The sequence below is a fragment of the Aeromonas sp. CD genome, from assembly GCF_033349375.1.
Classification (GTDB): Bacteria; Pseudomonadota; Gammaproteobacteria; order Enterobacterales; family Aeromonadaceae; genus Aeromonas; species Aeromonas hydrophila.
Map to the genome: position 1 here is coordinate 1,437,849 of NZ_CP137631.1, position 12,215 is coordinate 1,450,063.

The window sequence follows — 12,215 nt, forward strand, 5'->3', positions numbered from 1 at the left end:
AGTTTTAGGGCGCGGATTTTACCGGAATGGCTAACCAAAAACTATACAGCCGGCACGGCGGAATCGAACAATATCTCCGGCGAGGCAGGATTGTGCCAAGGCAGGCCCGTTTTGAGCCGATACGGGCCGATGGCTGTACCCTTGCCCTGTCAGTTCGCTGGTTGTTGGGTTTAAACTCAATTTTGCGAGAGCGGGAAGATGGGTGTCACTATACTCCCTGCAGGCAGACTGGAGGGAAGGGCGGGATGGACAGCTCATTTGGCGAGAGAATGCAGAACGTGCACGCCACGCTCAGGCAGCGGTTTGACAAGTTGAGCCGGGTGGCCATCGCGATTTATGACCAGCACACGGACAGGCTCAAGACCTTCGCCCACAGCACCGAGGGAAGTTCCCCGCTGGTGCAGTACGAGGTCAAGCTGAGCGACGTCCCCTCTCTGCGCTATCTGGCCGAACACCGGCAAGCAAGGGTGCTCGACACGCTGGATTCGCTGCTGGGCTCCCCCTCCGAGCACAGCCGCAAGCTGCTGGCGGCCGGTTATGAATCCAGCTACACCGAGCCGCTGTTGTTCAACAGCAAGCTGTTCGGTTTTCTGTTTTGCGATGCCAGGGAGCCTGGCTACTTCGACCCCGCCATTCGCGGCGAACTGGCGGCATACGCCCAGATCCTGGCGGCCATCATCGCGGTGGAATTTTTCTCGATTCAGACCCTGAGCGGCGCGCTTACCACGGTGCGGGAGTTCAGCCGCTACCGGGATGAAGAGACCGCCAATCACCTGCACCGGATGTCGGCCTATTCACGGCTCATCGCCCGCGCCGTGACCACCCGTTATCCCTTGAGCGACGAGGAGGTGGAGTTCATCTATCTCTTCTCCGAGCTGCACGACATCGGCAAGATTGCGGTGCCCGACGCCATCTTGCTCAAACCCGGCAAGCTGACGCCAGAGGAGTACGGGGTGATGAAGATCCACCCGCTCAAGGGACGGGAGATGATCGCCCTGATGATCAGCGAGTTTGGCCTTGACGGCATCCATCACACCGACATGCTCAAGAACATCATCGCCTATCACCACGAGCGCTTCGACGGGCAGGGTTATCCAGAGGGGTTGGCGGGGGAGGCGATCCCGCTGGAGGCCCGCATCGTCGCGGTGGCCGATGTGTTCGATGCGCTCACCAGCGAGCGGCCCTACAAGCAGGCCTGGACGTTCGAAGCGGCCTTTGCCTACCTTGAAACCCACGCCGGCAGCCAGTTCGACCCCGCCTGCGTCGCCGCGGCGCTGTGCAACAAGGAGGCGTTTCGCGCCATCCATCAGCAATACCGAGAGCCCGCCGCCAGCTAGGCGGCGGGCCTGGTGTCATGACTTGCGCTACCTCGTTTTGCCCTGTTGCGACTCTGCCCGAGATAGCGTGAGAGCGGCGGCGGGCTCTGCCCCGTCGAGGTCGCCAATCGGATGGAGCCCATCATGACGAGCGTCACTGATTGACCCGCCTCGTGCACTTGGGCTTATCCGGCGCCGGCCAGATCTGCTACTGTGACCATCAACTCATCACAAAGGGGGAAGCAGCAATGAAGATTCGATTCCTGGTGATAGCAACGACCATGGCGCTGGTGTCAGCCCCCAGCCTGGCTGACTGGGCCAAGGTGAAGGAGGCCGCGAGCGAGCTTGGCAGCGCAGTGAGCGACACCAGCAAGGAGGCCTGGCAGAGCGTCACCGACTTCTCCAAGGCGACCTGGGCATCGGTTTCCCAGTGGGGTTCGGAGGCGTTCAACACCGCCGGTGCCTGGACCGACAAGAGCGTGGCGACCGGCAAGGAGTGGCTGACGGTGGCCGACAAGAAGCTCGACGAGATGCTCGAGCCCAAGACAGCCGACGAGGCGCGGCTTGCCCTCGATACCATGGCCGACACCGCCCTGGTGCGGCTATTCAACCAGCAACCCTCAGCCAAGCTGTTGTTTGACAAGGCTTATGGCTATGCGGTGTTCGACTCGCGCAAGTTCTCCCTGATGCTGCACACCAACCAGGGGGCCGGGGTGGCGGTCAATCGCACCAGCGGCAAGCACACCTACATGAAGATGTTCGGTGCCGGGCTTGCGGCCGGGCTCGGTGGCAAGTTCTACCAGCAGGTGATCCTGTTTGAAGACAAAGGCAGGTTCGATGCCTTCGTGAGCCAGGGCTGGGAGGCCACCTCCGAGATGGGGGCCGTGGCGGGCAAGGAGAGCGCCGAGCTCAGCGCCAAGTACAACGGCGGCATGGCCATCTACCAGATCGGCGAGAAAGGCTTGCTGCTCGATGCCAACATCTCTGGCTCCAAGTACTGGGTGGACAAGGATCTGACCCGCTAGTCACCCGCTTTCCGGCCTTTTCCGTCGGCCCGCATCTTGCTGGCTGACGGGAAGGCCTGCTACTTGGCAAGTAATCTGCCCTCGCATCGCCTGTTACGGCCTGCTTACCCCCCTCTCATCCCGCTTGCCTGGTGGTTTTTTACTTGTTGGCACCCTAATTGCTTACACCCTGACAGCGTCAATGATTTGTCTGGGGATGGAATATGGAAATTAGTGTAAGCAGCCTGATGCAAGAGATGCAGGCTCTCAAGGTCGAAGCCGGCGCCACGCCGCTGACCCAGCCCGGCCGCCAGGTCACGTCCGACTTTGGCCAGTTGCTGCAACAGGCCCTTGGCAACGTCAACGAGTTGCAGGGGGCCGCCAACGATCTGCGTACCCGTTTCGACATGGGCGACAACTCGGTCGACTTGTCCCAAGTGATGATCGCCGGGCAGAAATCCTCCATCGCCTTCGAGGCGACGGTGCAGGTACGCAACAAGATGGTCGATGCCTACAAGACCATCATGAACATGCCGGTATAAGCGCGCTCACCATGGCAACTGAACATCATGAACATGTCAGCAATAAGGACATAAATCGTGGCTAATGACCAAAACGGCGAACTGCTGATGAACGATGAGGGCAGTGCCGCCCTCGATGAGAATGAGCAGAAGAGTTCAGCACTCGGCTTTCTGTCCAACACGGATGTGCTGCGTCAGATCACCCTGATCCTGGGGTTGGCCATCTGTCTGGCGATCGCCGTTTTCATCCTGCTGTGGGGCAAGGAGCCGGACATGCGGCCTCTTGGCACCTACACCACCCAGGAGCTGGTCAAGACCCTCGACTACCTCGATCAGCAGAAGATCCCCTATCAGGTGGATGGCAAGAGCGTGCTGGTCAGTGCCGAGAACTACTCCAGCATCCGGCTGGCGCTGACCCGTGCCGGCCTGGCCAACGCCACCGACACCACCAGTGACGGGGAAGACATCCTGCTCAAGGACTCCAGCTTTGGCGTCAGCCAGCGCATGGAGAGCGAGCGTCTCAAGCTGAGCCGCGAGCGCCAGCTGGCCAGCGCCATCGAGCAGTTCCAGAACGTGGCCAAGGCCCAGGTGCTGCTGGCCATCCCGAAAGACAACGTGTTTGCCCGCAACGAACGCAAACCCAGCGCGACCGTGGTGCTGAGCCTCAAGGGCAATGCCCTCGGCCAGGGGGAAGTGGACTCCATCGTCGACATGGTCGCCTCCGCGGTGCATGGTCTGGAGCCGACCCGCGTCACCGTGACCGACCAGAACGGCCGCCTGCTCAACTCGGGTTCCCAGGATCCCGTCTCTGCCCAGACTCGCAAGGAGTTTGCGATGCAGCAGAAGCAGGAGCTGGAATACAAACAAAAAATTGACGCCATCCTGATCCCGGTACTCGGCGCCGACAATTATACGGCGGAGGTCGATCTCTCCCTCGACTTCTCCCAGCAGGAGCAGACCCGCAAGACCTACAACCCGGACTTGCCGGCGGTGCGCTCCGAAATGACCATGGAAGAGAACAGCGCCAACGGCAGCAACGGTGGCGTGCCCGGCGCCCTCTCCAACCAGCCGCCTGCCGCCTCCAACATTCCGCAGCAGGCGACCGGCCCCAATGCCGAAACGACTGCGTCCTCTTCCGGCCGCTCCCGCAAGGAGGCGACCCGCAACTTCGAACTGGATACCACCGTCAGCCATATCCGGCGCCAGATGGGTGGCATTCGCCGCATGACCGTCTCGGTGGCGGTGGATTACAAGGCGTCTACCGCAGCCGATGGCAAGGTGACCCGCGAGCCCCGTACCCAGCCCGAACTCGATACCCTGCGCCGTCTGCTGAGCGGTGGCCTTGGCTTTGATGTGACCCGTGGTGATACTCTGGAGGTGGTCGCCATCCCGTTCAACCGGCCCGAGCTCGAAAGCGTGGCCGAAGCGCCGCTCTACGAGCAGCCCTGGTTCTGGCGTGCGGTACGCATTGCCGCCTCCGTGTTGGTCATCATAGTGTTGATCGTCACCGTGGTGCGGCCCATGCTCAAGCGCCTGCTCTATCCGGATGCCAAGCCGGAAGGGGAACTGGACTTCGACAACCACACCGTCTTGGGTGGGGATGACGAGCTCAGTCTGCTGGCGGCTCAGGCTGAATCCGAGCCGGTGTTCGGGGTACGTGACGGCCATCTGAAACTGCCGGATCTGCACCGTGACGAGGACTTGCTCAAGGCGGTACGTGCGCTGGTGGCGAACGAACCGGATCTGGCCGCACAGGTCATTAAAGAATGGGTAGCGAACAAAGATGGCTGACGAAAACAAGACACAGGTCACCGGCAATGACATCACCGACAGTCAGCGCCAGATCCTGGATCAGATGAGCGGGATGGAGATGGCGGCGGTATTGATGCTGAGCCTCAACGAAGAGGATGCTGCCCAGATCTTCCGCCATCTCGAGCCCAAGCAGGTGCAGCGGCTCGGCATGTCGATGGCCTCCATGTCGGATTTCAGTCACGACCGGGTGGCGGCGGTCCACCGTCAATTCATCGACGACATCCAGAAGTACACCAACATCGGTATCGGCAGCGAAGATTTCGTGCGCAAGGCGCTGGTTGCAGCCCTTGGCGAAGACAAGGCCAGCAACCTGGTGGACCAGATCATCCTGGGTTCAGGTGCCCGCGGCCTCGACTCGCTCAAGTGGATGGATGCCCGCCAGGTGGCCAGCATCATCCAGAACGAACACCCGCAGATCCAGACCATCGTCCTTTCGTATCTGGAGCCGGAACAGTCGGCCGAGATCCTGAGCCAGTTCCCGGAGCAGGTGCGCCTCGATCTGGTGATGCGTATCGCCAACCTGGAAGAGGTGCAACCGGCGGCACTGCAAGAGCTCAACGACATCATGGAGAAACAGTTCGCCGGTGCGGCGGGTGCCCAGGCAGCCAAGATGGGCGGCCTGAAGGCGGCAGCCAACATCATGAACTACCTCGACACCAACATCGAAGGACAGCTGATGGACTCTATCCGCGAGTCGGATGAGGAGATGAGCCAGCAGATCCAGGATTTGATGTTCGTGTTCGAAAACCTCATCGATGTGGACGATCGCGGCATCCAGACCATGCTGCGGGAAGTGCCGGGGGATCTGCTGCAACGGGCGCTCAAGGGCTCCGACGATCAGATGCGCGAGAAGGTATTCAAGAACATGTCCAAGCGGGCCGCCGAGATGCTGGCGGACGATCTGGAGGCCATGGGGCCGATCCGGGTCTCCGAAGTGGAAGCCGCCCAGAAGGAGATCCTCTCCATCGCCCGCCGTCTGGCGGATGCCGGCGAGATCATGCTGGGTGCCGGTGGCGGCGAGGAGTTCCTCTGATGAGCGGTCACGTCGGCGTGAATAGCAGAGCGGGCAGCGTTATGGCGAGGAGTGCGGCAGGCAGATGAACAACAACAAGCTGCGCGGTTATGTCAGACCCGACGGGGATGAGAGCCAGGTCCAGACCTGGGGCTGGCCCGAGATGGAGGTCGAGGCCGAAGTCGAGACCAATGCCCTCGGGCTGACGCCGGACTGGTATCGGCAGGAAGAAGAGGTCCCGGTCGAAGAGCCGGTGGAGGAGCCGGCCCCCAGCATCACAGCCGAGGAGCTTGAAGCAATTCGCCAGGCCGCCTGGGAAGAGGGAATGGCCGAGGGGCGTGAAGCCGGTTATGCCAAGGGGCTCGAAGAGGGCAAGCTGGAAGGCTTGCAGCAGGGTCATGCCGCCGGGTTGGAGCAGGGCAAGGAGGAGGGGTTGGCCCTCGGTCGCGAGCTGGTGGATCAGCAGATGAGCCACTGGCAGGGGCTCATCGATCGCCTCGCCAACCCGCTCAAGGAGCTGGACGGTGCGGTGGAGCAGCAGCTCATCGCGCTGGTGATGCAGCTGGCCCGCGCCCTCATCCGTCACGAGGCGGAAACCTCGCCCCGGTTGTTGCTCGAAGCGCTCAAGCAGGGGCTGGCGCTGTTGCCGGCTGCCGAACTGGGGGTCACCCTGATGCTGCACCCGGACGATCTGGCCCGGGTCGAGCAGGCGTTCGGCACCGAGGAGTGCGTCAAGCGCCACTGGCGGCTGCAAAGCGATCCCACCCTCTCCCCCGGCGATCTGCAGCTGGCCACCGAACTCTCCAGCATCGATCTGACCCTCTCGGGGCGCATCGATCAGCTGCTGCGCAACTTCCTGCGCGACAATGCATCGCAGGATGCCCGCGGCTAAGGGCGTGCGGGCTGCCAGGGTACGGCCCGTCTGCTTTTTCTACCCATTCAACGTCATATATCAGGAGGTCGGATGAGCGGCTCGTTACTCAATCGGTTGCAAGGGTATCGGGTACGCGATATCGCCCCCAAACCGCCGGTGGCCGGCAAGCTGACCCGGGTGGTGGGGCTGACCCTCGAAGCCATCGGCTGCCGCGCCGCCATCGGAGCGCTCTGTCGCATCGATACCCAGGATGGTTCGCTGGAGGCTGAAGTGGTGGGCTTCTCCGGCGATCGGCTGTTTCTGATGCCGAGCGAGCAGCTCAAGGGGGTCATTCCGGGCGCCCGGGTAGTGCCCATCACCGAGGAGCACGGCATCCCGGTCGGCATGAACCTGCTGGGCCGGGTCATCGACGGCATCGGCCAGCCGCTAGACGGGCTCGGCCCCATCCTCTCTTCCCAGACGGTGCAGTTTGCCCAGCACCGCATCAACCCGCTCTCCCGCCGCCCCATCCATCAACCGATGGACGTGGGGGTGCGCGCCATCAACGCCGTGCTGACCGTGGGGCAGGGCCAGCGGATGGGGCTGTTCGCCGGCTCCGGCGTCGGCAAATCCGTGCTGCTCGGCATGATGACCCGTGGCTCGGTGGCCGACGTGGTGGTGGTGGGGCTCATCGGCGAACGGGGCCGCGAGGTGAAGGAGTTCATCGAGGAGATCCTGGGGGAGGAGGGGCGTGCCCGCTCCGTGGTGGTGGCGGCGCCGGCCGATGCCTCGCCGCTGATGCGGCTCAAGGGGTGTGAGACGGCGCTGGCCATTGCCGAGTATTTCCGCGATCAGGGGCTCAACGTGCTGCTGCTGATGGACTCGCTCACCCGTTACGCTCAGGCCCAGCGCGAGATCGCCCTGGCGGTGGGTGAACCGCCGGCCACCAAGGGCTACCCGCCCTCGGTGTTCGCCAAATTGCCGGCACTGGTGGAGCGGGCCGGCAACGGCAGCGACGGCCAGGGCTCGATCACGGCATTCTTCACCGTGCTGACGGAAGGGGACGATCTGCAGGATCCCATCGCCGACGCGGCGCGGGCCATCCTCGACGGCCACATCGTGCTGTCGCGGGAGCTGGCCGATGCGGGTCACTACCCGGCCATCGACATCGAAAAGTCCATCAGCCGGGTAATGCCCATGGTGACCTCGCCGGAACACATGGAGCTGGCGCGCACCCTCAAGCAGTTCTACTCCCTCTACCAGCAGAACCGCGATCTCATCACCATCGGTGCCTACAGCCAGGGCTCGGACCCCCGCATCGACCGCGCCATCATCCAGAAACCCTATCTGGATCAGTTCTTGCAGCAAGGCATGCGCGAGGTCATTCACTACGATGCGGGCCTGCAGGCCCTGCAGCTGGTGGCCATGCCGCTGATGCGTTGACGAGAAGATAAGAGGGAGACGTGCCCATGAGTAAAGGCTTGGTAATGTTGTCGGAGCGGCTGGTGGAGGCCGAACAGCAGGCGGCGCTGGCGCTGGCCAAGGCCCAGCAGGATCTGAAAATCTTCATGGAGCAGCAGGACGCGCTCAACCAGTACCGCCAGATCTACCACCAGCAGTGGACCGACCGCGGCCTGCAGGGCATAGGAGCCCAGCAGAACAGCCAGTATCACGCCTTCATCAACAAGCTCGAGCAGGCAGCCACCCAGCAGTACGAAGGGGTGCTGCAGGTACGCCAGGCGCTGGAGCTGCGCCGCGAGGAGTGGCTGGCCGCCCAGCAGCGGCGCAAGGCGGTGGAGTTGCTGCTGGCCAAGCAGGCGGGACGCGAGCAGCAGAAAGCCCAGCGCCAGGAGCAGAAGATGCTGGACGAGTACGCCATGCTGCGCCGTTTCCACCATTCTGGCCTGTAACTTGCTTTCTTCTTGCCATCCCGTGTGCGCCTCACTTCCCCCGGGGAGCTGAGGATAAACCCGAAGCCGAATGTCGCCAGGAATCTTCACCATGATGCAGACACTGTTAACCAATTCTCCCGCCGCGCTGACCGCTGCCGCTGCCGACAAGAGCGCTGTGCTGACGGCGAGCCAGGATGGCGGTGAAGGGGCCCTGCAGAGCGACGGCAAGGTCGGCTTTTCCGAGGTGATGAACCGGGTGCAGCAGGCTGACAAGGTCAATGCCAAAGCCGATGGCAAGGTTCCGGCGCGGCCCGGCGCCGAGCAGGGAAGTGCGGGTGCATTGGAGAGCAACAAGCCGGTGCCGACCGCCAAGAGCGAGGTTGCCAAATCTTTGGCGAATGAGGCCGAAGAGGCCGGTAGCGCTGACGACAAACCACAGAAGGGGAGTGAGCCCGACCCCGCTCTGGCCCCCAACGATTTCTTGCAGCGTCTGCAGGATGCCCTCAAACAGGACACCTCCCTGGTTGCCCCGCCGGCCATCAATCTGGTCGCCACCGCACCCGTCGTCGAGACGGACGGCAAGATGTTGCCGCACAAAGACGCGGACGCCGAGTCGGCCGAGGCTTCGGCCACCCTCACCCAGCCGCTCGCCGGCAGCGGTGAGAAGCAGGGGGCGACGACCAGTGCCGCCGCGCTGGCCCGCCAGGCTGCCAGCTTGCTCACGGGCGAAACCAGTGTGCCGGTTGATACGAAGGCCGCGCAGCAGGATGCTGTCGTGACGGATGACGCCGCCCTGGCGGCTCAGCTGCAGGGAGCCGGGAAAGAGAGCGGTGGCAAGGAGAGCGGTGCCGGCGGCGCCAATGCCGACCAACCTACCGATAACAATGGCAAAGAGACCAAGGGGAGCAAAAGCGAGCTCTCCGCCGCCGAGCGGGCGGCCTTGTTGAGCAAGGTACCCGCCGCCGCGTTAAGCGAACAGGGTGAGAATGACACCAGGATCCAGCTGGAGGGCGCCGACAAGGGGGCCAAGCCTGTGGTGCCGCCCATGGCGGGCAAGGAAGAGCCGGTAAAAACCGCTCCGCTGCAGGCCACCCACCAGGCCGTGGCCACTCAGCCCGGCGCCGCCAGAGCATTTGAAGAGGGGGTGACCCGCACCGATGGCGGGTCGAGCAACGGCGCTGCTGACAAGGCGCCAACGCAGACTGCCGCCGAGGGGGATGGCCAGTCCAAGCCGGTAGCCGCCAAGGCCGAGAGCCAGCCTGCTCCTGCCGCCAGCAGCGGCGCACCGGCGCCGGCCACCGCCCCGGCCAGCGAACCCGTGCTGGTGGCGCCACAACAGGTGCTCGCCAGCAGCGAGCCGCAGGGCCCGCAAGCGTCCCTGGCCAGCCTGTCAGCCGGGCTCAAGCAGATGGAAGCTACCGAGCGCAGCGACGCGCCCAGGGCCCGCAGCGAGGTGAAAGTCGACGTGAAGCAGAAGGTGGCAGAGCTGGCTCGCGGCGGCGCCCAGGAGAGCAGCGAGACGACCACCAGCCCGGAGAGCAGCCGCAGCCAGCAGGTCCAGCAGAACAGCCAGCCCCAGGCGGTGGGTCATGACAACCGGCCGGCGGCCACCGAAGCGGCCGCGCGGCGCGAACCAACCAACCTGCCCCATCTCAAGCTGGCCGATCCGGAGGCGCCGGCCCAGTTGCACCAGAAGGTCAACCTGATGCTGGCGGACAAGCTGCAGCAGGCGGAGATCCAGCTCGATCCCCTCGGCCTTGGCAAGATGAAGATCCAGATACAGATGGGGGCAGACAGCCAGGCCAACGTCCATTTCGTGGTGCAGCACGGCCAGACCCGGGAAATGCTGGAGCAGGCCATGCCCCGGCTGCGTGATATGCTGGCCGGGCAGGGCATCCAGCTGGGCCAGACCCTGGTGCAACAACAGCCGCAGCAGCAGTCACAGGGCCAGTCGGCGTTTGCCGGTCAGGGCCAGCAAGGCCAAAAAGGCAGCGGATCTTTTGCCGAAACAGGCCAAACTGAGGCAGAGGTCACGGGCGCCGGCATGCGTTTGTCGACGGAATCGACAAACGACAGCGGAATTGATTTCTATGCTTGATGCCAGCCCGAGTAAGTTTATGATATCGAACAAGTTTGAGACTAGGGTGGACAAGGGATGGCAGACGATAACGAACTGACGCTGAAAGATCCGGCGGCAGGCAAGAAAAAGAAACTGATCATGATTATCGCCCTGGCCGTGATTGTGCTGGGTGGCGGTGGGGCCGGCGCCTGGTTCATGCTGTCCGGCGGCGACAAACCGGCGGCCGAGGCCGCGGGGGAGGGCAAAGATGCCAAGCCCAAGGAGGCGGCGCCTCAGCCTTCGCTCTACGTTGGCATGCCACGCCCCTTCGTGTTCAACGTCTCCGGTGGTCAGCGTGACCGGCTGGTGCAGATCAAGATCCAGCTGATGGTGCGCGGCACCGCCGACGAGACGCTGGCCAAGCAGAATATCCCCCTCATCGAAGGCACCCTGCTGCGGGTCTTCAGTGCGGCCACCAGCGAGCAGCTGATGACCTTCGAGGGCAAGGAGAAGCTGCGCAAGGATTCACTGGAAGAGTGCCGTCGGGTGCTCAATGACCTGGTCTCTTCCCCCGTTATCGAACAAGTGCTGTTTACCGGCTTTGTCATGCAATAAGGGTGAAGCGTGAGCGATCTGTTAAGTCAGGACGAAATTGATGCCCTCTTGCACGGGGTCGATGATGTCGAAGAGGAAGAGATAGGCGCGGCGGGAGATCCCGGCGTCGCCCAGTTCGACTTCTCCTCTCAGGACCGCATCGTCCGTGGTCGCATGCCGACCCTGGAGCTGGTGAACGAGCGTTTCGCCCGCCACATGCGGATCAGCCTGTTCAACATGATGCGCCGCACCGCCGAGGTTTCCATCAATGGCGTGCAGATGCTCAAGTTCGGCGAGTATGTGCACACCCTGTTCGTGCCGACCAGCCTGAACATGGTGCGCTTCCGCCCGCTCAAGGGGACCGCGCTCATCACCATGGAGGCGCGGCTGGTCTTCATCCTGGTGGAGAACTTCTTCGGTGGCGATGGCCGCTACCACGCCAAGATCGAGGGGCGCGAGTTCACCCCCACCGAGCGGCGCATCATCCAGATGCTGCTCAAGCTGGTGTTCGAGGATTACAAGGACGCCTGGGCGCCAGTGATGGACGTGGGCTTCGAGTACCTCGACTCCGAGGTGAACCCGGCCATGGCCAACATCGTCAGCCCCACCGAGGTGATCGTGGTCAGCTCGTTCCATATCGAGCTGGATGGCGGTGGCGGTGACTTTCACGTGGCCATGCCTTACTCCATGCTGGAGCCCATTCGCGAGCTGCTGGACGCCGGCGTGCAGAGCGACAAGGGCGACACCGACGTGCGTTGGAGCAAGGCGCTGCGCGACGAGATCATGGACGTCAAGGTGGAGCTGCGGGCCAAGTTGCTTGAGACAGAGCTCACCCTGCGCGAGCTGATGGAGCTGCAGCCCGGCGACATCATCCCGGTGGAGATGCCGGAGAACCTGCTGGTGTTCGTGGAGGACTTGCCCACCTTCCATGCCAAGATGGGGCGGACCAAGGACAATGTGGCGCTCAAGATCACCGACAAACTCAAGCGCCCGGAAGGGGTCAAGACCGAGATGCATCTGGTGACCCGGGGCGGTGTACGCATCGATGGCGAGGCCGAGCTGGAAGAGCTCGAGCGCAGCATCGAAGATCAACAACGATAAACGGCGATCTGCGCTGGCAGGCCGTCAAGAAAGCAGCATAAGGAATTCAAG

Annotated in this window: 11 protein-coding genes; all 11 read left to right on the forward strand. The window is 63.1% G+C overall.

Translation table 11 applies throughout. The annotated features are described in order from the left end of the window. The first annotated feature begins 245 nt into the window (after positions 1 to 245). Positions 246 to 1,337 carry an HD domain-containing phosphohydrolase gene (locus R2E40_RS06700; RefSeq protein WP_318165056.1) on the forward strand — a complete coding sequence of 364 codons (1,092 nt, stop codon included), beginning with the start codon at positions 246 to 248 and terminating at the stop codon, positions 1,335 to 1,337. A 227-nt stretch (positions 1,338 to 1,564) separates the two neighbouring features. Then, the gene (gene befA / locus R2E40_RS06705; RefSeq protein WP_318165057.1) at positions 1,565 to 2,341 is read left to right on the forward strand and encodes a beta cell expansion factor BefA; all 777 of its coding nucleotides are present in this window, start codon (positions 1,565 to 1,567) and stop codon (positions 2,339 to 2,341) included. A gap of 203 nt (positions 2,342 to 2,544) precedes the next feature. Further along, entirely contained in the window at positions 2,545 to 2,862 is a 318-nt protein-coding gene (fliE, locus tag R2E40_RS06710; protein ID WP_318165058.1) for a flagellar hook-basal body complex protein FliE, read from the forward strand. A gap of 57 nt (positions 2,863 to 2,919) precedes the next feature. Beyond that, complete coding sequence (gene fliF, locus R2E40_RS06715; protein WP_016350050.1) at positions 2,920 to 4,632, forward strand: flagellar basal-body MS-ring/collar protein FliF; 1,713 nt, start codon at positions 2,920 to 2,922, stop codon at positions 4,630 to 4,632. Then, the gene (gene fliG, locus R2E40_RS06720) at positions 4,625 to 5,686 is read left to right on the forward strand and encodes a flagellar motor switch protein FliG (protein ID WP_011705273.1); all 1,062 of its coding nucleotides are present in this window, start codon (positions 4,625 to 4,627) and stop codon (positions 5,684 to 5,686) included. The genes fliF and fliG overlap by 8 nt, the downstream gene beginning before the upstream one ends. A gap of 64 nt (positions 5,687 to 5,750) precedes the next feature. Then, the gene (gene fliH, locus R2E40_RS06725) at positions 5,751 to 6,557 is read left to right on the forward strand and encodes a flagellar assembly protein FliH (protein WP_318165059.1); all 807 of its coding nucleotides are present in this window, start codon (positions 5,751 to 5,753) and stop codon (positions 6,555 to 6,557) included. Positions 6,558 to 6,629: 72 nt separating this feature from the next. Continuing rightward, a complete protein-coding gene (gene fliI / locus R2E40_RS06730) occupies positions 6,630 to 7,961 on the forward strand; it encodes a flagellar protein export ATPase FliI (RefSeq protein WP_011705275.1) in 1,332 nt (443 codons plus the stop codon). A gap of 26 nt (positions 7,962 to 7,987) precedes the next feature. After that, positions 7,988 to 8,428: a flagellar export protein FliJ gene (gene fliJ, locus R2E40_RS06735; RefSeq protein WP_011705276.1), complete on the forward strand. Its 441-nt coding sequence runs from the start codon at positions 7,988 to 7,990 to the stop codon at positions 8,426 to 8,428. Between the two features lie 91 nt (positions 8,429 to 8,519). Beyond that, a complete protein-coding gene (locus R2E40_RS06740) occupies positions 8,520 to 10,508 on the forward strand; it encodes a flagellar hook-length control protein FliK (RefSeq protein WP_318165060.1) in 1,989 nt (662 codons plus the stop codon). 57 nt (positions 10,509 to 10,565) lie between these two features. Next, the gene (gene fliL, locus R2E40_RS06745) at positions 10,566 to 11,084 is read left to right on the forward strand and encodes a flagellar basal body-associated protein FliL (RefSeq protein WP_011705278.1); all 519 of its coding nucleotides are present in this window, start codon (positions 10,566 to 10,568) and stop codon (positions 11,082 to 11,084) included. 9 nt (positions 11,085 to 11,093) lie between these two features. Beyond that, the gene (gene fliM, locus R2E40_RS06750) at positions 11,094 to 12,164 is read left to right on the forward strand and encodes a flagellar motor switch protein FliM (RefSeq protein ID WP_011705279.1); all 1,071 of its coding nucleotides are present in this window, start codon (positions 11,094 to 11,096) and stop codon (positions 12,162 to 12,164) included. Positions 12,165 to 12,215: the final 51 nt, after the last annotated feature.

Coding starts and splice junctions, on each gene's coding strand:
- R2E40_RS06700 (WP_318165056.1), top strand. CDS start 246: ATGGACAGCTCATTTGGCGAGAGAATGCAGAACGTGCACGCCACGCTC.
- befA (WP_318165057.1), top strand. CDS start 1,565: ATGAAGATTCGATTCCTGGTGATAGCAACGACCATGGCGCTGGTGTCA.
- fliE (WP_318165058.1), top strand. CDS start 2,545: ATGGAAATTAGTGTAAGCAGCCTGATGCAAGAGATGCAGGCTCTCAAG.
- fliG (WP_011705273.1), top strand. CDS start 4,625: ATGGCTGACGAAAACAAGACACAGGTCACCGGCAATGACATCACCGAC.
- fliH (WP_318165059.1), top strand. CDS start 5,751: ATGAACAACAACAAGCTGCGCGGTTATGTCAGACCCGACGGGGATGAG.
- fliI (WP_011705275.1), top strand. CDS start 6,630: ATGAGCGGCTCGTTACTCAATCGGTTGCAAGGGTATCGGGTACGCGAT.
- fliJ (WP_011705276.1), top strand. CDS start 7,988: ATGAGTAAAGGCTTGGTAATGTTGTCGGAGCGGCTGGTGGAGGCCGAA.
- R2E40_RS06740 (WP_318165060.1), top strand. CDS start 8,520: ATGATGCAGACACTGTTAACCAATTCTCCCGCCGCGCTGACCGCTGCC.
- fliL (WP_011705278.1), top strand. CDS start 10,566: ATGGCAGACGATAACGAACTGACGCTGAAAGATCCGGCGGCAGGCAAG.